Origin of the sequence: Rhodanobacter sp. LX-99, assembly GCF_018599185.1 — a bacterium.
GTDB lineage: Bacteria > Pseudomonadota > Gammaproteobacteria > Xanthomonadales > Rhodanobacteraceae > Rhodanobacter.
In genome coordinates this window covers 40,069-62,902 of sequence record NZ_JAHFVL010000004.1, presented here as the reverse complement: position 1 = coordinate 62,902, position 22,834 = coordinate 40,069, and the positions used below count along the sequence as shown (strand labels likewise).

The 22,834-nt window shown below is 62.0% G+C and carries 20 protein-coding genes; 12 read left to right on the top strand and 8 right to left on the bottom strand.

The annotated features are described in order from the left end of the window. Positions 1-27 precede the first annotated feature (27 nt). A complete protein-coding gene (locus KK131_RS16900) occupies positions 28-2,799 on the bottom strand; it encodes a glycoside hydrolase family 3 N-terminal domain-containing protein (RefSeq protein WP_345777274.1) in 2,772 nt (923 codons plus the stop codon). 152 nt (positions 2,800-2,951) lie between these two features. Between KK131_RS16900 and KK131_RS16895 the strand changes: the two genes are divergently transcribed. Continuing rightward, a complete protein-coding gene (locus tag KK131_RS16895) occupies positions 2,952-3,359 on the top strand; it encodes an OsmC family protein (protein WP_214557970.1) in 408 nt (135 codons plus the stop codon). Between the two features lie 48 nt (positions 3,360-3,407). Here KK131_RS16895 and KK131_RS16890 read toward each other — a convergent pair whose 3' ends face one another. Next, the gene (locus KK131_RS16890; protein WP_214557968.1) at positions 3,408-3,920 is read right to left on the bottom strand and encodes a DUF3016 domain-containing protein; all 513 of its coding nucleotides are present in this window, start codon (positions 3,918-3,920) and stop codon (positions 3,408-3,410) included. Positions 3,921-4,107: 187 nt separating this feature from the next. Here KK131_RS16890 and KK131_RS16885 point away from each other — a divergent pair, with 187 nt between their 5' ends. Then, a complete protein-coding gene (locus KK131_RS16885; protein ID WP_214557966.1) occupies positions 4,108-5,022 on the top strand; it encodes a hypothetical protein in 915 nt (304 codons plus the stop codon). An 81-nt stretch (positions 5,023-5,103) separates the two neighbouring features. Here the strand turns inward: KK131_RS16885 and KK131_RS16880 are convergent, their stop codons facing one another. Continuing rightward, positions 5,104-6,048 carry a tetratricopeptide repeat protein gene (locus KK131_RS16880; protein ID WP_250887382.1) on the bottom strand — a complete coding sequence of 315 codons (945 nt, stop codon included), beginning with the start codon at positions 6,046-6,048 and terminating at the stop codon, positions 5,104-5,106. Between the two features lie 768 nt (positions 6,049-6,816). Between KK131_RS16880 and KK131_RS16875 the strand changes: the two genes are divergently transcribed. Next, complete coding sequence (locus tag KK131_RS16875; RefSeq protein WP_214558140.1) at positions 6,817-7,446, top strand: GntR family transcriptional regulator; 630 nt, start codon at positions 6,817-6,819, stop codon at positions 7,444-7,446. 176 nt (positions 7,447-7,622) lie between these two features. Here the strand turns inward: KK131_RS16875 and KK131_RS16870 are convergent, their stop codons facing one another. After that, on the bottom strand, positions 7,623-8,039 hold the full coding sequence (locus KK131_RS16870; RefSeq protein WP_214557962.1) for an H-NS histone family protein: 417 nt from the start codon (positions 8,037-8,039) through the stop codon (positions 7,623-7,625). Between the two features lie 426 nt (positions 8,040-8,465). On the opposite strand from KK131_RS16870, the gene KK131_RS16865 reads away from it, so the two are divergent. Genes KK131_RS16865 through KK131_RS16855 form a run of 3 tightly spaced genes read left to right on the top strand, consistent with a single transcriptional unit; the run spans position 8,466 to position 11,075 of the window. Further along, positions 8,466-8,606 (top strand): benenodin family lasso peptide, encoded by a 141-nt coding sequence (locus tag KK131_RS16865; RefSeq protein WP_214557960.1) that lies wholly within the window; start codon positions 8,466-8,468, stop codon positions 8,604-8,606. Between the two features lie 49 nt (positions 8,607-8,655). Beyond that, positions 8,656-9,333 (top strand): lasso peptide biosynthesis B2 protein, encoded by a 678-nt coding sequence (locus tag KK131_RS16860; protein ID WP_214557959.1) that lies wholly within the window; start codon positions 8,656-8,658, stop codon positions 9,331-9,333. After that, complete coding sequence (locus KK131_RS16855) at positions 9,333-11,075, top strand: asparagine synthase-related protein (RefSeq protein ID WP_214557956.1); 1,743 nt, start codon at positions 9,333-9,335, stop codon at positions 11,073-11,075. The genes KK131_RS16860 and KK131_RS16855 overlap by 1 nt, the downstream gene beginning before the upstream one ends. A gap of 9 nt (positions 11,076-11,084) precedes the next feature. Here KK131_RS16855 and KK131_RS16850 read toward each other — a convergent pair whose 3' ends face one another. Then, entirely contained in the window at positions 11,085-13,154 is a 2,070-nt protein-coding gene (locus tag KK131_RS16850; protein WP_250887383.1) for an Atxe2 family lasso peptide isopeptidase, read from the bottom strand. A gap of 14 nt (positions 13,155-13,168) precedes the next feature. Beyond that, positions 13,169-15,826 (bottom strand): TonB-dependent receptor, encoded by a 2,658-nt coding sequence (locus tag KK131_RS16845; protein WP_214557949.1) that lies wholly within the window; start codon positions 15,824-15,826, stop codon positions 13,169-13,171. A 164-nt stretch (positions 15,827-15,990) separates the two neighbouring features. Between KK131_RS16845 and KK131_RS16840 the strand changes: the two genes are divergently transcribed. From KK131_RS16840 to KK131_RS16830, 3 genes are all read left to right on the top strand, one after another. Next, entirely contained in the window at positions 15,991-16,245 is a 255-nt protein-coding gene (locus KK131_RS16840) for a helix-turn-helix transcriptional regulator (RefSeq protein WP_214557948.1), read from the top strand. A gap of 208 nt (positions 16,246-16,453) precedes the next feature. Continuing rightward, a complete protein-coding gene (locus KK131_RS16835; protein WP_214557947.1) occupies positions 16,454-16,708 on the top strand; it encodes a helix-turn-helix transcriptional regulator in 255 nt (84 codons plus the stop codon). A 147-nt stretch (positions 16,709-16,855) separates the two neighbouring features. Further along, a complete protein-coding gene (locus KK131_RS16830) occupies positions 16,856-17,053 on the top strand; it encodes a DUF3606 domain-containing protein (RefSeq protein ID WP_214557946.1) in 198 nt (65 codons plus the stop codon). Positions 17,054-17,223: 170 nt separating this feature from the next. Here the strand turns inward: KK131_RS16830 and KK131_RS16825 are convergent, their stop codons facing one another. Then, on the bottom strand, positions 17,224-17,970 hold the full coding sequence (locus tag KK131_RS16825) for a restriction endonuclease (RefSeq protein WP_214557944.1): 747 nt from the start codon (positions 17,968-17,970) through the stop codon (positions 17,224-17,226). A gap of 60 nt (positions 17,971-18,030) precedes the next feature. Between KK131_RS16825 and KK131_RS16820 the strand changes: the two genes are divergently transcribed. Beyond that, complete coding sequence (locus KK131_RS16820; RefSeq protein WP_214557935.1) at positions 18,031-18,510, top strand: very short patch repair endonuclease; 480 nt, start codon at positions 18,031-18,033, stop codon at positions 18,508-18,510. Here the strand turns inward: KK131_RS16820 and KK131_RS16815 are convergent. Then, positions 18,407-19,420, bottom strand: a complete 1,014-nt coding sequence (locus KK131_RS16815) for a DNA cytosine methyltransferase (RefSeq protein ID WP_214557934.1) — start codon at positions 19,418-19,420, stop codon at positions 18,407-18,409. The two genes, KK131_RS16820 and KK131_RS16815, sit on opposite strands and share 104 nt — an antisense overlap. Before the next feature lie 127 nt (positions 19,421-19,547). Between KK131_RS16815 and KK131_RS16810 the strand changes: the two genes are divergently transcribed. Beyond that, positions 19,548-21,746 (top strand): sensor histidine kinase, encoded by a 2,199-nt coding sequence (locus tag KK131_RS16810; protein WP_214557933.1) that lies wholly within the window; start codon positions 19,548-19,550, stop codon positions 21,744-21,746. Beyond that, positions 21,743-22,819: a hypothetical protein gene (locus KK131_RS16805; RefSeq protein ID WP_015446666.1), complete on the top strand. Its 1,077-nt coding sequence runs from the start codon at positions 21,743-21,745 to the stop codon at positions 22,817-22,819. The genes KK131_RS16810 and KK131_RS16805 overlap by 4 nt, the downstream gene beginning before the upstream one ends. Positions 22,820-22,834 lie beyond the last annotated feature (15 nt).

Below are 22,834 nucleotides of genomic sequence, written 5' to 3'. Positions count from 1 at the left end.
TGCGGTTCAGTTGCGACAACCCCACGCTCACGGAGCATCCAGGCTTGCGCATGGCAAGTCGGTACGTCCATCCCTCGTGCCCGCGACGATTTTCACGTCGGCAAACGCGGCGGAAAACGGCGGCGCTGCCAGCACGCCGAACGGCACGTCGACGCGCGATAGGTCGGCGCCGCTCTTGACGAAGCACTCCAGCGGAATCGATACGGTGTGGCGGGCGCCGTTCGCGTAGGTGGCGAAGGTGTGCGCAAGATCGACACTCCCCGTGCAGCGGTCGCCACACCCCATGTACACCTTCACCGGCCCTTTGGCGGGCGTGGCGATCACCACGTCGAACTGCAAGGCGGCGTGGGCGGACACCAGCGGCATCAGGCTCCTTGGCTGGGCGCTCCGCGCGAAGAACCGGCCGGCGCCGAGCCAGGTGACGGACTTGGCGTCCTGCTGGGTGTTGACCTGGACCGTGCGCAGGCGCAGCACCGGATGGCCGGCCGGCCACTCGGTGACGGCGTTCAGATCGGAACCGATGTCGTGCGCGGGATGCTCCGGGTTCTCATCGGCCAGGTAGAGCGAGAACGGCGGCACGGCAAGCGTGTGAAACACCGACAGCACCGACGCTCCGGCGCACGCGTCGACGGCGGGATAGGTGGGCAGCGTGGCCATCTCATGCTTGCCGGAATAATGCAGCCCGTAGCCGGGCGCGAACAGCCAGCGGGTCGCCTTGATCCCGCTGTCGCCCGCGTCGGGACAAGGTACGCCCGGCCACGGCATGGCGAGTGTTCCGCTGAAGTCGTAGGCACCCGCGCCGGAATGGCCTGAGAACAGCACGTCCGCCACGCCCTCGCCTTCGGTCCCGGGCAGCCAGGCGGCCACGAACGCGTCGGAGAGATTGAGCAGATTGTTGACGTAGAGCGGGCGCCCCGCCACCAACACGGTAACGACGGGCTTGTGGCCCTTGGCCACGGTTTGCAAGACGGCCAGGTCCTCCGGGTAGCGGTCGCTGTGCCGCAGCGTGGCCGACGGCATGATGTCGCCCATGGTCTCCGCGTACGGCGTCTCGCCGATCACCGCAATGATGGCGTCGAAGGGCGTGAGATCCACGCCCTGTGCCGTTTCGCTGTAGGTGACGTTCGCCGGACCGGCCGCCTGGCGCAGCCCGGCCAGGATCGTTTCGCCGTGGGGGAAGTCGGCATTGCCGTTGCCCGTGCCCTGCCAGGTCAGCGACCAGCCGCCGGTCTGGTTGGACAGGCTGTCGGCGCTCTTTCCCACGACCAGGATCTTCGACCCCGGCTTCAAGGGCAGCACGCCGTGATTGTTCTTCAACAGGACCAGCGATTCGCGAACGGCACGCCGCGCCAGCTCGCGGCTCTGCAATGATCCGGCGTCGCCGGCGCCTGCCCGTTGCGACGGCCGCTTGCCGAACAGGCCCATGCGCAACTTGGCGCGAACGATCCGGCTGACGGCGTCGTCGATGCGCGCCATCGGGATCTCGCCGTTCTCGACCTGGCGGGTGGTGTTCGCGATGAAGGCCTGCCAGTCATCGGGCACCATCACCATGTCGATGCCGGCATTGATCGCCTGCGGGCAACTGGCATTGGTGCATCCCGGCAACTGGCCGATGGCATTCCAGTCGGAAACGACAAAGCCCTGGAAGCCCATCTTGTCCTTCAGCGCACCCGTCAACAAGGCGCGCGCACCCGACATTTTTCCGTAGTCGACGCCGGCGGCCACATCGTTCCAGCTGCTGTAGGACGCCATCACGCTCTGCACGCCGGCCTCGAGCGCGCCGAAGTAACCCGCGCCGTGCACGTTGATCATGTCGTTCTGGCTGACCCTGGCGTCGCCCTGGTCCGTGCCGTTGTGCGTCGCGCCGTCGCCGATGAAATGCTTGGCGGTCGCCATCACGTTGTGGTCGCCGAAGCCGCCCTGCAGCCCGGTCACGTAGGCGCGCGCATACGCGCGCACCAGCGGACCCTCGGTGGAAAAACTTTCGTAGGTGCGGCCCCAGCGGGCGTTCTGCGCAACGGCGAGGGTCGGCGCGAACACCCATTCGACGCCGGTGGCGCGTACCGCCCTGGCGGTCGCCGCGCCGATGGCTTCGATCAAGGCCGGGTCGTGCGCCGCACCCAGGCCGATGTTGTGCGGGAACATCGTGGCCCCGAACACATTGTTGTCCCCATGCACGGCGTCGATGCCCCAGATGATCGGCACCTTGATCGCCGCGTCGGTCGCCATCGACGCATCGTAGTAGCGGTCGGACAGCGCCAGCCAATCCCCGATCCCGGCGTGCTTGTTCCCACCGGGCCAGGAGCCGCCGCCATTGAGCACCGAGCCGATGTGGTATTTCGTCACCTGGGCCGGCGTGATCGACTTGATCTCGGCCTGCGTCATCTGACCGATTTTCTGGGCGAGACTCATGCTCGCCACAATCTTTCGCACGCGTGCTTCGAGCGCGGGATCGGCCGGCAATCGGCTCTCGATCGCCGGCCAGTCCGCATAGTGCGTCGGTTCCGGCACGCGCTCGCTGAAGGATGGCGCCGCCGAAGACCGGGCGTCTTTCGCCGCTTGCGCGTCGGCTGCCTGCGCGGCGCCGCCGCCGTCGACCGTGGCCAGCACGACGCACATCAACCACAACCATCCGCTACGGACCATGGGGAGCCTCGACTGTCTGGAGCATTCGCCTGACACTTTACACGCGCGTGATTTCCGCCGAGGCACGCGGACTGCGCCGATGTCCACTCCCCCGGCACACATGCTACTGCGGCACAGGCCCGCCGATGGGTGAAGCAGCGCGAACGGCGTCACATCAGGCGAGACAAGGCGCCGCGATGTGGCACCTTGCGGGCTGCAACTTGCAGTTGAAGCCGGGCAGCACGACGCGCCCCAGGGGCCGTAGTATTCCAGCGGACGAGCAGGGGGCTCTGACCCGGTTCGCACCCTGACATGGAGGAATCCTTATGCACCCGAAACCAATTTCCAGCGCAAGCGCGAAGTCCACTTCCACGCATTATCGAACGGTCATCACCACCGGCAGGCACGACCTGGTTGCCGACGAACCCGCATTGCACGGCGGCCAGGATGCCGGCCCCGCGCCCTACGACTACCTGCTGGCGAGCCTGGGGGCGTGCACGGCGATGACCCTGCAGATGTACGCCGAAAAGAAGGGCTGGGACGTGGGAGAGATCCACGTCGACCTGGAGCTTTCAAAAAGCGAGGACACGGGAACAAGCATCCGGCGCGTGCTTGCGACGTCGAACCCCCTCAGCGACGAGCAATGGGCCCGCCTGCTCGACGTGGCAGGCAAGACACCGGTCACGAAATCCCTGCTGGCGGGGGTGGCGATCACTTCCCGCCGTGAGCCGTGATCACTCGACGATCAACGGCGGCAACAGTTGCCGCCCAGCGATGCCCCCTCAAAGCTCCCCGGCACCCTTGCGCAGCCAGAGATCGATCAGGGATTTCTCGTAGCGCAGCGAATCCTGATCCACCGGCGAACCGCGGCTGAGAAACGCCGCGTCACGCAATTTGCGGCTGCCCTGGCGCAGCACCTTGCCGTCGGCGCCGTACAAGGTGAAGTTCAGGTCGATGCGCGGCGGATAGACGTCCTTGATGATGCGCACGTCGTCGAAGTCGGGCCCCCGCCAGCGCTCGTATTCGCCGGCGCGATCCACGTCGGTCACCTCGATGTCCAGCCGCTGGCCGGGCGCCAGCACGCGCGAGGCGCGCTGGGCGATGTAGGTCCTGAGCGGCTCCAGGTAGGCGTCGGGTTGGGTCAGGTGCAAGCCGAAACTGCGCTTGGCCTCGGTGAAGTGCTGGGGATCCTTGTAGCGAACGCTGACGTTGTCCGGTGGCGTCACCGCCCATGCGCTCACCGAAACAAGGGTCAGGCAGGCGAGGCACAGCAGGCGGAACAGGGAAGATTTCATGGCGGATCTCCCGTAGCGGAACAGGCCGCCTGTCGCGGCGGCGGAGCAGCGGGGATCAGTATACGTCCGGCCCGCAAGGCAGGTCGGCGGCTTTCCCGTTGCGGGGACTCCACGTGACCGACGGCATATCGACCGTGCGGGCATGCACCGACAGAATGTCCCCTGGCATTTCGGGAGACCGCGGATCATGACTGCCGGACCGATACTGATCCTCGCCGCCTCGGCGCTGACGATCGTTGCGGCTCCACTGGCGTTGGGGATGGCCGGCGTCGTATCCGCTCGCCGCGCACATGGCGACCATGCCGCCACCGCCGGAAGCTGGCGGCTCACGGCGGCGTCGACGCTGCTCTATGTGCTCGCGTTCAACCTGACGTTCTTCATCCAGGAACTGCTCCTGGTGCTCCCCAAGGCACTCACGCCGGGCCTGCGCCCCACCCTGTACCACAACAACCACAGCTGGGAAGGCACGAATCCGCTTGCCGGCCTGTTCCAGGGCACCGGCGCGCTGGCGACCCTGTCCGTCGGCCTGTTCTGCCTGTGGCTGCTCGGCCGGCCGCGGGAACGATCGGACGGCATCCGGTTGTTCCTGTACTGGATGGCGTACTGCGGCTGCTTCATGGCGCTGCCGCAGGTCGTCATCGGGTCGCTGAGCCCGGGCAGCGACGTCGGCATGGCGATGAGCTACCTGCACTTCGGCGAAACCGCGCGCATCGGCGCGGGCCTGCTCGTCCTGGGCCTGATGCCGGTCATCGCGTTGCAACTGCGGCGTCCGGCGATCGAACTCGCCCCTGTACGCGAGCACATCGAGGGCCCCGGCTCCCGCACGCGTTTCGTGTTCCGCGTCATCACGCTGCCGGCGCTGCTCGCAACGGCGCTGGTCATCCCGTTCCGCATTCCGCGCGAACTGCTCGAGGTCCTCGTCGTGCCCTTGCTGGTGCTGCTTGCCGGCGTCCCCTGGATCCAGGCGGGAGCCTGGCGCGTGCGCGAAGCGAGGGCCAACGGAACCTCGGCCGCCCCGTCGCTCGCCTACCTGTGCGCCGCGGCCCTGGGGTTGCTGCTGATCTTCCAGTTCGTTCTCAGGCCGGGCATCCGCTTCTACTGAAGACGAACGGGGCGCCGATCCGGCCAGCTTCTCCAACCCGCCTGGCCCGCCCGAAAGGCACACTCCGACTTTGGCTCGACCCTAGTTCCTGCCCGCGGCGCTGCTGCGGCTGAGCGCGGCGGCACGGTTCATGGCTCGCCGTGCGTGGCGCTCCTCGCCCAGTTGCCGGTAAGCGCGGGCCAGTCCGACGTAGAAACGCGAGTCGCCGTCATAAAGGCGGATGGCCCGCCGGTAGTGCTGCACGGCACCCGCGTAATCGCCCTGCCGCTCATTGTCCTCGGCCTGCAGGAACTGGAAGTACGGATCTTTCACCTGGACCTTCTCGAGACGCCGCGCATAGATGGCGCGGCGCGCCTCGTCGCCGTTGTTCCGGTACAGCGCCACCAGGTTCATCAGCGCACCCGCGTTCGCCGGGTCGAGCGCCAGCGCCTTCAGGTAATCGCGTTCGGCCCCTCGCGGATCGCCCTCGCGCAGGCGCAACACGCCGGCATTGGCCCAGGCGCTGGCATAGCGCGGGGCCAGCTGCAACGCCATGGCCATGTACGGAGCGGCCGCCGCTGGCGAGGCAGCGGCAAGCAGCTCGGCGGCGCGGTTGTTGTAGTAGAGCGCCAGCAGGTGCTGGTCGGAAATCGGCTCGGGTGGTTTGCGCGACATCACCAGATCCCGCGCCACGTCCACCGTGAGGCGCGAGCGACCGATGGTGATGCCCGCGTTGACGTGGTTGAACCGGTAGACGATGTCGTTGCCCACGCGCCAGGCCACGACGTCGTCAAGCTCCTGCCCGTAGGCCCGCAAGCCGGACTCGTGCGCCAGCGCCACGGTCAGCAGGGTGAAGGTCAGGCAGTTGGCCTTGCGTGTGCGGTAGGCCTGTTCGACGGTCAACGTGGCGTCGGCCGAATACTCCATGCCCAGGCCCGACTTCTGGAACAGGAAGCCCACCAGCCGTTCCAGTCGCGACCTTCCGGAACCGCTGGCATCGATGACCTGTTGCTGCAGCAGCGCACGCAACTCCGGCGGCACCGCCATGACCTGCTCCGGGCGCGGCATCGGCGACACGGCCGGCGCGACCGGCGCAACCGAGGGGACCGGCGCAACCGACGTGGCCGGCGCAGGCATGGCAACAGACCATGCCAGGAGTGCCGCGTACGCCCAGGTCACCATGCCGAAACCCTCCACGCCCTGGGGCGGGAACGTTTACCAAGGCCAGTCTAGTCCTTTCGCAGGAGGCCGGATCAGTCCGGCCATGGGCAAGCCGGCGCCCGACCGCCATACCGCCCCCGCACGCCAACATCCTTACCCCCCGCGCTTGGACGAACGCAAAGGTTGTACCTTGCGTCCGGGCCTGTGGCCTACGCGCCATCACGGCAGCCCTTGTGCGCCGGCAAAAAACTCCGGAGCGCAAGGCCTGAAGCATCGGATCGCGAAGGTCGCCAGCGTCGGTTGCGAGACGCATAGCTGACATCTTTTCGCGCAGAAATTGTCCTTGGCACCTTTTCGCGATGACCGACGAGTGCTTGGCAAGCAACAAGGGCCGCTGGCGCGGCCCTAACCAGGACGGTGACTGGCATGAAACACAGCTTGGCCGTATGGCCAGCGCACAAGGAGCGTCATGGAGTTCTCATGTTCTGTGATGCATATCACACACGGTGACGTGTAAGCGTGCCATTTCACAGACAGTCATAAAGGGGCAGCTCGAAACAACCACCGGGACGGGCCGCAGATCCGATCCTTTGCGTGACGCCAGATCCTCGTACCACCCCGCCCGGGAGGCATCCGCAGACAGGGAGTTCAGCTATGGATGCTACCCACTCCAAGAGCGTATTCGTGTACGGACAAGTCAAATGCGCCCTGCGGTCGGGGCGCTACGCGCCCGGGCAGCGGATCGATCCGGCCACGGTCGCCGCGGAGTTCAACACCAGCCCCACGCCCGTTCGATTCGCCCTCTACCGGCTGGTCGGCGAAGCCCTGCTGGTCGATCATGCCCGCAGCGGACTGCACGTCCCGTTGCTCAACGAAGTCGCCATGCGCGATCTCTACGACTGGATGGAACGCCTGTTGCTGATGGCATGCGACATCGACGCAGCACCGGCAGCCCGGAAGATGGAGCAGCTGGAGCCTGCGTCCGCTGGCGACGACCTGGTCAAGCTGACGTGGCAACTGTTCGACGCGATCGCCCGCGCGACAGCCAACGGGTCCCTGCATCATGCCGTGAAGCAGGCCAACGACCGGCTGGCGCCGATACGCCGGGCCGCGCAAGGATTGCTCAAGAACGGCTTCGAAGAGTTTTCGGAATTGAACCGGCACTGGCAGGCCCGCGACATGCCGGCCCTGAAGTCCGCACTGCACGACTATCACGAATGCCGCAAGCGACTCGTGCCGTGCATCGTGGCCTTGCTGAGCGACGGCAGCGATTACCTTCACTAGACCTCGCCGATGTCCCCTGCCAGCGGGTCCGCTTTGCGCGACCACAACGGTTGCCGGCTTCGGCGTTGCCCTGCCGACAACCGGGCCTCAAACAGCCGCTTTTCGGGGTCTGGAAAGATGTCCGCATTCCGGGCGCAGATTTTCATCTGCGCCGCGGAACGTGGCTCGCCCAGGCCTCAGGCCGCTTTCTTGGCAGCGGTCTTTGCAACTTTCCTGGCTGCGCCCTTCTTGACGGCCTTCGCCGGAGCCGCCTTGGGTGCGCCATCGATCAGGAGGCTCTCGGCGGTGGTACCGCGCTTCTTCAAGGCCTGCACGAACCACAGCGGCCGCTTGCCACGACCCGACCATGTCTGGGCAGCGTTCGCAGGGTTGCGATACTTGGGGGCTACTACCGACTTCGGCCCCTTGGCGCCTTTGCCGCTACGTGCCGGATACACGTCGGCCAGGGTGAGGCCGCTGCTTTTCAGCAAACGCTCGATTTTTTCCCGTACCTCTTTGACGTGATTGGCGTGAGCAGCCTGCATCTGCGATTGGGCATTGGCGATGAGTGCCTTGAGTTCGGCAGGAGACAGCGTGTCGAGATTAATGGCCATGATTGTGCTCTTGGGCAGTGGGTTAAAAATGAGAGTCTATCCGAGTGGATAGGAATTCACCTACAAAAGGAAAGGGCATTTCCTTACACGTCTCCTGCTTGCTTCACTGCATGGGTGGCGATGAGTGGGTGAATGCTCCGGAACCAACGCCGAGGAGCCTCACGTACAGCGCAGCCCGAAGCTGATCAGCACCAGCGAGTCGATCACGAGCGGTTGGTTCGGGCGATCAAGTTCAGTGGTGTGCGAATGTGCGGCTATGCCGCCAGTCGAAGAGGCGTCGAAGCAGGGCCCGGCATAACAAGGCGACCGTCATGCTTCCGGAATAATCACCGGATGACAGCGCAAAAATCATTTGAAAATCAAAATTTCTGACTCCTACGCTGACTGCGTCATGGGACAGCCATGACGCGAACGTAGGAGATCGAAATGAACACGAACGAGAACATCCGTAACGACACGCCGGAAGAGGTCATCGTGCTCGGCGTCGCCAGCGTCGAAACGAAGGGCGGTACTGGCCAAAGCGAGGCGAACGGCTTCCCCGTTATTCCGGGCATTTCCGAAGACTGACCCCCAGGGGCGCGCTGAAAGGCGCGCCCCTCCTGCAGGGGAAGCCACGATGATTCAGCATCTGAATACGGACATATCGTTCTGTGAGCTGGATGGTCGGTTGTTCTTCCTAGACATACAGAACGACCAATACTTCCAGCTGTCTAGAGCGCTCGAGCGCAGCCTTCTCAGCTACCTGAAAGCCCCTGATGATGCGGGCGTCGACATCAGTAGGCTGGTCAAACACAACCTCATCTCGCTAACCACGGCGGCACCGTACGACGGGTCTGCAACAGGCGTTGCCCTCCCTAGCGAAAGCGCGATTGAAACGCCCTATCCCGATAGACGGATTTCTTTCGATGTGGTGCGAGACGTCTTTCTTATGGTTGCCATGATGCGTTGGCAACTGAAAATACGGCGCCTGAAGACCGTTCTCCAAGCCCTAAGCGACTACCGCCATAGCAGAGTATCGCCGCTTGTCCACGACCAAGCCAAATTCCGGCAGCGTTTGTCGGAAGCTGCGACCGCCTTCAATCTTGTGCGCCCCTACGTACCCATCGAAATGTGCTGCCTGATCGACTCATTGTCGATGGTCAGGTTCCTCGCCAAGCGCGGCCTACATGCCCACCTCATCATGGGAGTGGCCAGCGATCCGTTCTCCGCCCATGCCTGGGTGCAACACGGCTCGCTGGTATTGAACGAAACCGTGGGAACGGCCCAGGCCCATGTCCCAATCCGGGTGATCTGATGTGCTACCGCTACGTCGCCTTGTCTGGCAACTTTGCCGGCAACCCGAAAAACTCCGGATGGTCGCTCGCAGATCCGTTGCGGACCCTGGGCATGGAACTCCGTGGCCACGTAGGTTGCGTGGCACTATTTGCGCCCAAAGAGACTCCGACCTTGCGTTTACCTAGGGGCGGCATACTTCTCGGCGACCTATATGACGAGGACGGCAGGCCGGTCAAAGATCTGGCGGGCCTTCGACATCTGCCGACGCAGTCGGCACTTCGACAATATCTTCTCGATCGCTATTGGGGCGAGTACCTGCTATTCCAGCCTGCCGACGAGGGTACCGATAGCATCACCCTTATGCGGGACCCATCCGGTGGTATGGCATGCGCCTATTCGCTGCAGGCCTGCAACGGATTCATCACCTCCGACTTGGCAATCGCATCAAGCCTTGGCCTGCATCGTGACCGGATCGACTGGGATTTCGTGCAGCACTGCCTGGTCTATCCGCACGTGAAAATCTCCCGTACCGGCCTTGCCGGCGTCCACGAACTGCTCCCCGGCTGCATGCTTGCACTCGATGGCGAGACAACGCACGCCGCGCTGGCTTGGTCCCCTTGGACCTTCGTCGCCCCTACCCAGCGGCGTAGCGACCCCGTGGCGTCGGCAAAAGGGCTTAGAGAAGTCATAACCATGGCGGTTCAGGCCATGGCTGGAACCGACCGATCGCTGCTACTTGAACTCTCGGGTGGCGTGGATTCGTCGATCGTCGGTGCCTGTCTTGCGGGGACGCGAGCACGGATCACCTGTTGCACCGCAATCACACCAGTGCCCGGTGCCGACGAACGCCGATATGCGAGTCAGATCGCGGAGCATCTCGGCGTCGAGCTCCTGAAACGGCGACTCGACCTCAATGAGGCAGACATCGATTTTCCGCTGCCGAGCCACTCATTGAGGCCTGCAGTCTGGATGCTGGGCCGAGCCATTGCCCGCGCCATGGACAAAGAGGCAGGCTTCCAGGATGTTCGCAGCCATTTCTCCGGCAGCGGTGGCGACACGATCTTCTGTTATCTGACATCCGCCGCTCCAGCCGCCGACGCCTTTCGGGAACGTGGTGTGGCCGCGGGATGCCAAGCCGTCGTCGATCTGTCCAGGCTTCATGGATGTACGGTGGCAAAGGCCACACGGCTGACGCTAAGGAAGCTGTACCTGCGCCCCAAGCCGGCCTGCAAACCGGACTATTCATTGCTGGCACAGACTGACGTGGCTCTTCCTCTGGAACTGCACCCATGGTTCGATGCGCCAACCCATGCTCTTCCCGGCGATCGGGAACGGATCTTCGACCTCGCCGGCAACCAGATGTTTGCGGATGCCACACTTCGAGCGGGTCACCGAAGAGTACGCATGCCACTGCTCTCTCAACCCGTGATGGAGGCTTGCCTTCGCATTCCCTCCTGGATGTGGATATCCGGCGGTCAGAACCGGGCCGTCGCCCGATCCGCATTCGCCGCACAGCTTCCGAAAGACGTGCTGGAGCGGCGGAGCAAGGGCACCTTCATGAACTACAACGCCGGTATATACCGCAGAAATAAAGAGACCATCCGCCGATTCCTGCTGGATGGCCGTCTCCAGTCCCGAGGCCTGTTGGATCCGCACAAGCTGAACCTGTCCCTGGACAAGCCACTGTCCTCTGGCGATCGTTCCTTCATGCGTATCTTCGCCCTGTGCATGATCGAGAACTGGACCCGGAAGCATGCCTAGTACCTAGCCCTAACCCTTGCAGTCGGGAGCCGAGGACCGTGCGGGCGTTGGGCGCCTTCGCAGTGCACGCCAACGCGCGTACTGGTCAGCCTTGGAAGGATCACCAACTTCATACCTCTGCAACCAGAAGCGAAACCATTCCAGGTTACGCATGTAAGCCGCGAGCTTGTGTTTGGGTTGAAATTTCTGGTGCGGCTCGTTGGGGAATGCGTAAAGGTCCGCCATGTTCTTCCTGATCATGGGGATGACGTAGTCGGTCGCCTGCATATATTCCTGCTCGGGCATCTGAAAGAGGATCGGAGCAGATATTCTGTCCAGGTTGTACGCCGGGGAAAGCACATGCCAGCGCGCCGGTGTTTTTTCAGGCGAACCAAGTCCCCAGAACTCTTTCAATCCGCTCGCAAACGGGGCCCCTTTGATGGATCCAAGCAGATAGTAGTTGGGCGACATCGACACAGAACTGATTGAGGCAGCCGCCAGAAGTCGCGACTTCATTGCGACCCACATCGTGACTTCACTTCCGAAGCTCAATCCACCCATCCCAACTTTGGCGCAATCAATCTCGCCATTTGCCGACAACAGCGTGACCGCGCTTTCGACGGCCGCTAGTCCTTCGTTGTAGCGATCGACAGGATCGAGAAGATAAGGTGCGGCATTGATGCAGAGTGCAGATATTCCGTGCGCCGCCAGGCTTGCGAAGGGCCATTCATCGCCGAAGCCACCACGCACGAATCCCGTGCACCGATAGTAATTCACGAACAGCGGAGGCTTGGCTCCAGAATCGCTTTTCGCTGGATAAAACTGTCCCGTTAACAGCTGGCCTTTCGCATCCTTCCAGCGCAGCAACCTTACCGAACTGGATTTCGCCATCGCCTGCGCGAGTGCCGTATTGGGTTCAAAGAGCACCCGACGAATTCCCGTCTTCAGATCGATCCGTTCCAGGCGCGGTGGCTGACTGGCTGTCGCGCTCACACATACCATCGCGGTATGGGAGGCCCCGCATTTACTGGACGGATCCCGTCCACCATTGAGCAGACCCGACGAATGCGCCACCAGTAGCACAGCCCCGGCCCTGACATTCCAGCGATAGATGGATTGCGCCCATCCTTCCAACGGATCCGTTACGGTAAACAGTACCTCATCGCTGTGGGGGCGCCATTGGATCGAGGTGATTGCCTTTCCAGTGCATGCCGCGACCTTGCATACGATCTCTTGCGGCCCTTCGGGCAATGTCGCAGACAACTTGACATCCGGCTTGTCACGCAAGCCGTTCCTTTTGCCAATTCGGGTCAAGATGGCTACACGGTCATCTCCTGGTGAGCGCGACAGGAGCCAGGCCTCGGGATACCGCCTGTCTGCATTGGATTCGTCACCAACACCACTGGCTTCGGCAGCATCCAAGTCCCGCGTTACCTGCTTCTGCAGATACACTGCTTTCCAGTGATCCGGAACATCGGCCAGCAACGGAACACGGTCGAACCAAACTTTGCCGTAACGCTGCGTCGCCATACGCCCCCCTACGAAACCGGAGCGAAATAGCGGCTGGCCTATCGGTACGGAAGCGTCGATGTGAATGCCTTGGTCGTACTCGGCACGCTCCGCCGACCGCACCTCCTCGCGAGCGGCGCCGACGCTGTACCTGAGGACACGGCCGCCCTTGCCCAAGACGAAATCGCGCACGTCCGCCGTGTCGTGCGTTACGGGTTCCACGCCCGAACCGTTCGCCGCCGCGCGCCACACATCGATCTTTCCGTCGACCATGGCGCGGTAATAGATCCAGCGCCCATCCGGAGACCACACGACAGTAGCTGGCAGAGGAATTCCTGCAGAGTCACGCAGGACCACGCCACCGTCCGCGATCCGGTGGGGAAGCGACACCCCGTCGACATCCTGCACATACCAGAACGCATCGTAGGTGTTGCGTTCGACCGAAGCCTGCTCGACCCGAAACGCCACCTGCTTTCCATCCGGGGATACGACAGGACCACTGAAGTCGGCCACCTCCAGCAGGTCGCGAGGTTCAACCGTCTGGGCATGGGCGACATACGAGAGCCCGCTCATAAGCACGATAATTGGCAAGATCCTCATTGCCGTCACCAATGCTTGGACAACGACAGGCTCAGGAGGCGCCCCACCGCCGAGTAGTTGGTCGAATCGTAGGGCGCGTAGCCGTTGGCGTAGTTCACCGAGGTGGCGGCGTACAACGGCGGCGCGCGATTGAGCAGGTTCTGGGCCGACAACTCCAACGCCAAATTCGACCATGCATCCTCGCGCGCGCCGGTGTCGTAGCGCAGCGTGGCGTCGAAAGTGGTAAACGAGGCGCCCTTCCTACCATCCGCAGTATTGGTCACCCCGCTCGTGTAGTTTCCAAACAGCGAAGCGGTGAATCCGCCCTGCTGCCACATCGCCCCGATTCGGCTTTTGATTTTGGCCGGATGGGCCAATGTGCCAGCCAAGTCGTAAGGGCTCTGCGCCACCGTCAGAGATTGTGTACTGGCCAACCAACTGGTCGAGCCCCGGACCATCAACCGCCCTGAGCTCAGGTCGAATTGGTACGACCCTGACAGGTCGATCCCCTTGATCCGTTGCCGGGCTGCATTGACATACCGGCCATCGAGGATCGCCACGACCTTGCTGGCGTCATAAGGTGCACCAACAAAGTTGAAGAAGTTGCTGATGTTTACGTTTGCAAGCGCCGTCGCCTGCGCTGCCTCGGTTGGATCGTAATCGACAAAATCCGCGTAGACCGGATTGCCTAGCACGTTGAAATCAGTGAGCGGTTGCAGAACACGGTCGGTGTAGTCGATATCGAACCAGGTCAGCTCCGCCTCAAGGCCGGTTAGGGCCTCCGGATGAAATGCCAGCGAGGCACTCCATGTCCGGGCCCGCTCGGGACGCAGGTCCGCGTTGCCGCCCGACAGCCACAACACCGCGGCACCCGTGGGGTAACCGGGGCCAAATGTCGCCGCCGGGTAGTAGATGGCGACTTGGGCGAGAGAGAGCTGATCAAGTGTGGGCTCCTTGAACGACTTGCCCCATGAGGCTTTCAACGAGAAATCGGCACTGGGCGCATAGATCAGACCAAACTTGGGCGAGGTCACCCTTCCGTAATCGCCATCTTCGGTGCGGACCGCGCCTGTCAGCGCAAGTAGCTCAACTCCGCCGATGCCCTGCTCCGGCCCGATTAACGGCACGCTCAACTCGGCATAGGCAAAGCGGCTGCTCTGATCGCCACTGGCGCCGACCGTGCCGCGGCTGGTGATCGAGTACAGAAAGTCGTTGTACCGGTAGCCTGCACCCGTGGCCAGCCTCGCTTCACCGCCGGGCAGTGTGAACAACAGCCCTTCCGCGCCGATCTCGTAGGTCCGGCTTTTGTTCCCGTACGCGACGCCGCCAGCAGTCACCGCCCCGTCTGTTCTGCTTACCGTCGGTTGAGAAATAGAACTCCTCTCCTTTCCCACGGCCCCGCTGAGCGTGAGCGTCCAGTCGCCCGGCAGCCATATTTCGAGACTGGGCGCCAGCAGGGTGGTCTTCGTCTCGACGTTGTAGGGGTAGTAAACGCTGGGGTATGCCGACGATGTCGTGATGTCCCGCTCGTTCCTGAGCGCATCCAGATGCAGTTCCGCAGCGTCCCCCAACGACTGATGCAAGCTGAACAAGCCGCTGCGCAGATCGTTGCCCTGCCACAGCGTCGAAGGCCGGTACATCGATTGGGTGTAGTCACGCTGGTCGGAGTAGATCGGATCGTTGGAGGTTTTGTTCCCCGCCGCGATCAAGCCGCCCGTAGCCCAGGTGGTGCCGGCAGTCGCCGTGTACTCACGCGTGATCAGCCCACCCTCGGTGGCTCCGCCATAGCGCGCGCCCACGGTCACCCCATCGAAGTCGGGCTTGAGGATCACATTGGCCACGCCGCCCACCGCATCCGAGCCGTAGATGGCCGAAGCGCCATCCGGCACGACCTCCAGGCGCTCCACCGCCTCCACAGGAATGGCGCTGATGTCCACCGCCTGGGAAAACCCACCGTAGGACATGCGACGACCATTGAGCAAGGTCAAGGTCGCATCCGGCCCCAGCCCGCGTAGATTCATGCCCGAGCCGCCGGTGATGTTTTGATTGCTTGGCCCACCTCCCCCTGCGCCTTTCGCGACTCCAGGATTCTGTCCCCCGGAAAAGTTCTGCGGCACGCTGCGAATGACCTCGCCGAGATCCGCGAAACCTTCCTGCTGGATCTGCTCGCTGCCGATCGTGATGACAGGCGATGGCGTACTGCCGCCGCGAATGCGCGTTCCCGTGACCTGTACGCTTTCCAAGTTCGTGGCGGCGGGTGCCGGATGTGTTGCGCTTGATGTAGTGACCGTGGAGCCTGCCGCGCTCGCCTGCCCCACCGCGTGCCGGATGGCCACAGTCCGGCTGTCGAGCACTTCGTATTCCAGGCCCGACTCCTCAAGCAGCTGGGTCAGCGCTTCGCGCCAGGTCATGTAGCCGAGAACCGCCCTCGCCTGCCGGCCCGCAACCAGTTCGGGTAGATAGTCCATCTGCAGGCCGCTTTGCATACCGAACGCATTGAGAGCCGCGGCAAGCTTGCCCGCAGGCAGATCGAAGGCGGTTTCTACCTGCGAAGCGGTCGTCGCGGTTCGGCCCGGCCTAGTTGTGTCTATCGTGGTCTCCTGGGCCAGCGCCAGGCCGGTCGAGCCGGCGGCGACGGCGAGCAAAACGATGGAAATGGCGTTGCGTAGCGTGCTTGGCTTCATGTTGCGTCCTTTGTTTTCCCCTGGGTTAGCCCTCTTTGCTTGCCGGCCTATCTACGGACACGGCCTCTACTGAGCAGCACCGCGGGCACTGCACACATGTAGAGTTATAAAGAGTAGAGTAATAATCTGTAGAATTCAAGGCGGTAGACGGACAGGCTGGGCACATGCCCTCCCAGTCCAAGCCCAAGCGCAAGCCTGCACCGCTGTCGAGCCCTCTCGGCCACATCGCTGTGAACGTTCGCAACCGCCGCAAAGCCATGGACCTGACCCAAGCGGAACTCAGTGAGTTGGTGCCGTGCCACCCCACGTACGTGTCGCAGATCGAGCGCCGCGTCACCAACATCTCTGTCGAGCGCTTGGAGGGGTTCGCGAAAGCCCTTGGAGTGGATGCCCTGTCCCTGATGCAGCCCCCGAAGTAGAGAAATCGCGCCCCTAGTAGCTTCAGGGAGCGCATCAGTCACGGGGGAAAACTGCGATCCACCGGCACAAATTTAGTGCGCAAGGCTTCAGCCTTCTTGCGTAAGGCAGTGCCGCGAATCATCAGCACACTACGAGGGAACTGCTTGGTTATTAGCAGTAGAGTTATACTCTGTAGAAGGCAACCCGGTAGATGGTCAGGCTGGACGCATGTCGTCCAAGTCCGCCCGTCCATCACTACCAAGCGCCCGCGAACGCGTGGCGACAAATATCCGTCACCTACGCAAGGCTAAGGGGCTGAGCCAAGAACAGTTGGCCGAGGTTGCCGAGTTTCATCGTACATACGTGTCTCAGCTTGAGCGTTGCGTTACTAACATCTCGATAGATGGCCTAGAGCGGCTAGCTCTAGTATTGGGAGTGGATATCACCGATTTGCTGCAGGTGCCTGACTCGGGAAAACGGTGAGGCGATGAACGACGCCGACGCCACTTCATCTTTGACTACCCGCTCAGTGGAGCGTGGGAATACCTGACCCAGTCGTCGCAAGCGCCTACAGAACACCGATCCAGCCGCTGATATCCACGACGACCAAGCTGCGGGAGCATGGCAGCCATGGACGAGCATATCGACATGGATAGCCCACTCTCGCGGGCCTACTGGTGCGGCAACTTCTGCTGCAGCGATGCAGAGCTGGCCAACGCAGTACGCATCATGGACAGCACAGCAGTGGGCCTTGTCGGGCTCTACTTGGCCACGCGCAGCTCAGAACCCCGTGACGTCAATCAGCATGATCTTGCCGTGGATGCTTGACTGATAGGTCAGCAACCCTATCTGCAGACCCTGTAACGGCCAACGAAGGCTCTGAAACTTTCGGTGGGCTACTGCTATGCCGGAGATAACGAGCTCGCGTGACTGATCAAAGACCTCACGGTCTCCAACACTTGCGATTCGTGCCACGCCATGAATACGGCTTCACCACCTCAAAGCGACCGCCGGTCGACGGTTATGACTCGGCCAGTCATCAGGCAGGCATGCAGCTCGGCCGAGTCATGGCCATCCTCGTCCTCTTCGATGGAAGCGAGCCAGAACCAAGGAGGTCTGCAACTGCATTGGTGGCCGCAATCGTCTTCATCGTCCTCGGGAGGAGCCAGGATGTCATTGCAAACGAGGCACCGCACATGAAACCGCCCGCAGCGATCACATTTCCCGACGTAGTGCACCGACGATTGGTGCACCGGCTCTGAATCATCAAGCGGCCGGAGGACCACGGTGAGTTCGGGATAGCCGTCCCAGAAAACGCGACCGTGCTTGCAGCCCTCCCTCTGGCAACGTGGCCATGTAGAGGGGTCGAAGTCCTCCAGGCGATCCAGCGGCACAATGCGAATGGAGACGGCGGCTTGGGCTCTCTTTCCCGCGGCCTTGGTGTAGCCGGCCGGACTTACAAGGTAACCGTGGGTCGCACCGACATCCTCCATGAGCCCCCTGAAACTCTCTACATCCTTGACATCTATCTTCCGCGATCTCTTCTTTGCATCCACGATGATGCGGCGACTGTTGTCGGTGTCATGCCGTGTCTCGATGAGTACATCGATCTGTCTGCGTACACCGGTTATCCTGCCGACGATATACGCGTTTGGCGTAACGCAGAGGTCGGTTTCTAACTGCTCGACAAGCATGCGCGCCACCAGCCGCTCGTATAGCTTCCATTCGGGCATCTCCTGGTTCATTGGCTCGCTCCGAGCTTGTTGGTACAGAATTTGATACGGACTGGTTACAACCGAGCCCAAATGGACACAGTTTCACCAGCCATCCGTAGCCGGATGATGAGCAGAATCCGGGGTAGCGACACCGCCCCCGAGCTGGCTGTGCGCTCCTGTGCACATAGACTCGGATTACGCTTCAGGCTGCATATACGCAACCTTCCCGGCCGGCCTGATCTCGTGTTCCCAAAGCACAGGAAGATAATCTTTGTTCATGGCTGCTTCTGGCACAGACACGGCTGCAAGTGGACCACCACGCCGAAGACGCGCCAGGAATTTTGGCGGCAGAAGTTCCTGGCCAACCAGTCGAGGGACCGACGGAACATTGCTGCGCTTGAAATCGATGGCTGGACCGTGCACGTGATCTGGGAATGCGAGACCCGAGATATGGCCGCATTGGAGATCAGGCTGGCAAAGCTATTCGGTCTTGACACTCTGCCTGCCTCTGTATCGCGTCAGACTCGGCCAACTCGACGGCCTTCAGGTGCTCCACGATCGTCTCGATGACTGTTGCGCAGATTCCGTTGCCGCACAGTTTGACCTTCTCACGCCGCGTTCCTACCGGAAAGGCGTGGGCATCAGGCAGCGACATGGCTCTTGCCAGTTCCGAGGGTTGCAGCATCCGGATCATGTACCGCCCACGCCGCTTCCGGACGAGCGCGAACCGGTCGATCGTGGTAACCGTCCGCAACGGCTGATCCAGAGTCTGCCAGCTCCGTTCCCCGCCGGATCCGTAATAGACGAGCAGGAATTCCGCGTCACGACCCAGTGTCCTGATAGCATTCCTTGCTCTTACCACGGTGTTCGCCGCACGTCCCGCAACGAACAGGGGTTGCTCGGGCCACGTCCCGTCGGGGTCGAGAATGTCCCTGACTGTCCTGACAGGCGTACAGGGCAATGGAGTAATCGCTGGGGGGAGCATGTTCAATCCACCGATCAGGAACAGCCTGACTCGCGCCTGCGGGGCACCAAACTGGGCAGCATTGATCACTTCCTCGCGCACCTGATAGCCGAGCGCCGACAATGTGTTGTGAAGCTCCCGGTAACGTGGCCAGGCCCTCATTTCCTTGACATTCTCCATCACGAACCAGCGCGGCCTGAGCGCTGCGATCCATTTGATCGTATGCAGTGCGGTCTCGCGGCTGCCCTCATCCCTTATAGCGGCCCCCTTCGCAACTGAGTGGTTCGTGCACTCGGGCGACGCAAGCAGGAGGTCCACCCCCCCCGGCCTCGCGTACTGCAATGGGTCGATCTCCTCGATGCGGCGGTTCAGCACTGTCGCAGACGGGAAATTGTGGCTGTAGGTCTGACAGGCGATATCCCACAGATCCACGGCAACCAGTGGCTGCAGTCCCGCATTGACCGCCCCCCGGGCGCCAAGCCCTCCGCCACAGAACAGATCCGCAAATGTTTTCACGATGGATTCATCTTGTACATTATTAGGAGCGAGCCTACCAGGCTCGTTTCGGCCTGACCAGGTGGTAACAGGGGCATTGTGATCGGTTCCGCTCCCGGACCGCCAGAGACTGCCATCAGGAGAGGCAATGCCCAAACTTCGGCCACGAGCCAGGATTGTCAGAACCATCGGTGACCAGCTGATCAGCGGTCCCGAGGCCGCGTTGATCGAGCTGGTCAAGAACGCCTTCGATGCCGATTCCCCGTCGGTCCGTATCACGATTTCGCCACCGGCTGACGGTATCTGGACAGGCGACAACGGGACCATCACCGTCTCCGACGCAGGCCACGGCATGTCCGGCAACGACCTGCTGGAAAAGTGGTTCGAGCCAGCCACCAGCGACAAGGTCGAGCGACGGCTAAGCCCCAAAAACCGCACGATGCTCGGCGCCAAGGGAGTCGGGCGTTTTGCCACAGCGCGACTCGGCAAGCGGTTGCACCTGCGAACCGCCAGGAAGATCCCCGGCCATCGGCTGGAGATCAGCGAGATCGACGTGAACTGGGATCGCTTCGAGCAAGCGACGTATCTCGATCAGATCGACATCCCCATATCAACCAAGCCCGGTGGACGTGGGGAGGCCCAGGGAGTGCGCCTGGAAATCCACGCCCTGCGCGACAAGTGGACGAAAAAACAGCTTGAGCAGCTGATACGCGAGCTGCGGAGGCTTGCCTCCCCGATCAGGACAAGGGAAGACGAATTCCGGATATACCTGGATCTGTCCGGTTTTCACGAGGAGATCCACGGATTCGACGGTCAGTCCCTCGTATCCGGCCTGCTGGCGGGCATCGAGGAGGAAGGCGGGCAACCGGACCCCACCGAGATCCGACCATTCGGGATCGACCGCGTCTTCCATTACATGGTCAAGGGGACCTTCGATTCGAAGGGCCGCTTCAAGGGTACCCTCGTCAACCAGCGAGGAGATGCCAAGGCGCAGCCGATCGACATACCTGCCTCCGAGCTCCAGCCGGAGGAGGCTTCCTGCGGCAAGGTAAATCTGCGTCTGAACATCTATGACCGCGAAGGGAACGCCATCGTCGAACTCTTCGAGAAACTTGGCCTGGGGGGCATCGGCCGACTCGATGCTAAGCGCGTGCTCGACGAGAACATAGGCATCGGCATATACAGGAACGGATTTCGCATCAGACCTTACGGCGATGCCGAAACCGACTGGCTCGAACTGGAACGGATGAGGGTGCAGAACCCTTCCCGCAAACTCGGACTGAACCAAGTCTGGGGGCTGGTGGAAATCCAGGGGGAGAAGGAATCCGGGTTGGTCGAGCGCAGCAGCCGCGAAGGGCTCGAACACAATGGGGCCTTCGAGCGCCTGAAGCGTCTTGTAACCGAACTGCTGGCCCAAGTCGAATCCATCCGCCAGGACTTTCGCCAGACGGCCGGACTGAGCCGCAAAAGCACCGTCGATACCGGCGAAATGCGGAACCGGGCGAACCTGAGGGCAACCACCCGCGCGGTCGCCGACCTTCCCCTTCGTTACCGCAACCGGATCGAGCGGGCCATCAAGCAGGACAGCGTCGCACTGAAGACGTCCATTGCGGAGCTCGAAACCTACCAGCAAGTGCTGGCTTCACGCTCCACACTGGGCCTTGTCGTCTCCCAGGTACTTCATGACGGACGGCGGTACCTCTCGGATATCTCGACCCGCTCCAAACGCCTGGCCGATGGTGCGCCGCGGCTGGAGGAACAATCCGCATTCGGCTCACATTTCAGAGCCAGCTTCGGCAAGGAGGCGAAGTCGGTCCACAGTTCGGCGGGACACCTCAGCAAGCTCTTCAAATCGCTCGATCCCATATCGGGGAAAAAGCGGGGACGTCCCAAGATCTTCAGCGTGGAAGAGATCATCGATCGTTGCATCAACCTCTACGGCGATGCTCTCGGCCAGCTGTCGATCGAATCGGACATTCAGAGCGCCGGCAATACCGCACTCGTCACCGGATACGAATCCGATCTGATGGCTGCGGTGCTCAACATCATCGACAACGCCGTGCACTGGCTCGGAAGCAGTCCTGTGCGTCCACGCAGAATCAGGTTCGCTATCAGCCAGTCCAAGCAGTATGTCCGCCTTGCCATATCCAACAACGGCCCGGTAGTTGCGGAAAGATTCCACGCAAACCTGTTCAATCCGGGATTTTCCCTGAAGACGGAAGGCTCCGGCATCGGCTTGGCCATAGCCCGGGAGGCTATGCGGGCAAGCAAGGGAGACGTCGCCTTTGACTCCGAAGCGGAAGAGACGACATTTGTGATCGAGATGCGGAGAGCCCCAGCCAAATGACCGATGTCGCCCACATCCTGAAGGTACTCATCGTCGAGGACGACGACTCTAAGATCGACGAGTGGAACGACGCCATCGCCGCACACAATGCCGATGCCGGGAACAAGGGATTCCAGGTCGAACACGTCGTATCCAAATCCGTGCCGGACGCAAAGCGAAAGCTCGATTTCCACCGGTTTGACGCTGCGGTGGTCGATCTCCGATTGCAGGTCGAAGAAGGTGTCACGGAGAACAACAGCCACGGCAACGAGCTGGTCCGCCACATCATTGCCACACAGCCTCTCGGTGTGGTTGTGCACACAGGACAGCAGTCCGAAGCCGACAGGGATGGCTATGGTGTTCCCCAGGTCCAGATCATGGACAAGGGAGATGGCCTCGACCAAGTCTTCAAATGGCTGGCCAAACACATGGACATGTTCCTCCAGCTTCGCATGGTCAGGGCGGCATTTGACCGGGAAACGGCGAGAGTGTTCTTCCAGTCCATCTGGCCTCGCTGGAAGCACTGGACCAACGGTGGTGCGGAGAACGGGATTGCATTGGCAGACATTGTTGCCCGTCATGTCGTCGCCCATGTCCATGATGCCCTGCTGAGTGCGGGCGGGGATGCCACTCATCCCGAGGAGTCGTATTTCGTTCCGCCCCTGAAGAGTCGTCTGGATACAGGCGATCTCCTCGATCGCGACGGGAAAACATGGATCGTGGTCAGCCCTCGCTGTGATCTAGCCAACGAAGGAAAGGTCAACACGATCCTTCTCGCCGCCTGCGATGACATCTCTGCGAAATGGAGGGACTTGACCGACTCGAAAAAGGAAAAGGAGTGCGCCAACCTGATACAACACGCCCGATCGCCAAAACAGCACTTCCTGTTTCCCTTGCGTGACCTGGACTCCAACCAGCGCGGCCCGTGGATGATCCAGTTCCACGACATATTGGCTCTTCCTGCGGAACAGGCATTGAAGGAGTTGCCTAGCCTCCGCTTCGCCTCGCTCTCTCCGCTCTTCGTTCCGTCCCTGGTCGAGAGGTTCGGCGGTTACTTCAGCCGCATCGGCACCCCGAGCTTTTCAAGCGATTGATTGGGTCACGAACTT

Bases quoted from the DNA above. Each gene is read 5' to 3' on its own strand.
- KK131_RS16895 (WP_214557970.1), top strand. From the start codon at position 2,952: ATGCACCCGAAACCAATTTCCAGCGCAAGCGCGAAGTCCACTTCCACG.
- KK131_RS16890 (WP_214557968.1), bottom strand. From the start codon at position 3,920: ATGAAATCTTCCCTGTTCCGCCTGCTGTGCCTCGCCTGCCTGACCCTT.
- KK131_RS16885 (WP_214557966.1), top strand. From the start codon at position 4,108: ATGACTGCCGGACCGATACTGATCCTCGCCGCCTCGGCGCTGACGATC.
- KK131_RS16880 (WP_250887382.1), bottom strand. From the start codon at position 6,048: ATGGCGGTGCCGCCGGAGTTGCGTGCGCTGCTGCAGCAACAGGTCATC.
- KK131_RS16875 (WP_214558140.1), top strand. From the start codon at position 6,817: ATGGATGCTACCCACTCCAAGAGCGTATTCGTGTACGGACAAGTCAAA.
- KK131_RS16870 (WP_214557962.1), bottom strand. From the start codon at position 8,039: ATGGCCATTAATCTCGACACGCTGTCTCCTGCCGAACTCAAGGCACTC.
- KK131_RS16865 (WP_214557960.1), top strand. From the start codon at position 8,466: ATGAACACGAACGAGAACATCCGTAACGACACGCCGGAAGAGGTCATC.
- KK131_RS16860 (WP_214557959.1), top strand. From the start codon at position 8,656: ATGATTCAGCATCTGAATACGGACATATCGTTCTGTGAGCTGGATGGT.
- KK131_RS16855 (WP_214557956.1), top strand. From the start codon at position 9,333: ATGTGCTACCGCTACGTCGCCTTGTCTGGCAACTTTGCCGGCAACCCG.
- KK131_RS16845 (WP_214557949.1), bottom strand. From the start codon at position 15,826: ATGAAGCCAAGCACGCTACGCAACGCCATTTCCATCGTTTTGCTCGCC.
- KK131_RS16840 (WP_214557948.1), top strand. From the start codon at position 15,991: ATGCCCTCCCAGTCCAAGCCCAAGCGCAAGCCTGCACCGCTGTCGAGC.
- KK131_RS16835 (WP_214557947.1), top strand. From the start codon at position 16,454: ATGTCGTCCAAGTCCGCCCGTCCATCACTACCAAGCGCCCGCGAACGC.
- KK131_RS16830 (WP_214557946.1), top strand. From the start codon at position 16,856: ATGGACGAGCATATCGACATGGATAGCCCACTCTCGCGGGCCTACTGG.
- KK131_RS16825 (WP_214557944.1), bottom strand. From the start codon at position 17,970: ATGAACCAGGAGATGCCCGAATGGAAGCTATACGAGCGGCTGGTGGCG.
- KK131_RS16820 (WP_214557935.1), top strand. From the start codon at position 18,031: ATGGACACAGTTTCACCAGCCATCCGTAGCCGGATGATGAGCAGAATC.
- KK131_RS16810 (WP_214557933.1), top strand. From the start codon at position 19,548: ATGCCCAAACTTCGGCCACGAGCCAGGATTGTCAGAACCATCGGTGAC.
- KK131_RS16805 (WP_015446666.1), top strand. From the start codon at position 21,743: ATGACCGATGTCGCCCACATCCTGAAGGTACTCATCGTCGAGGACGAC.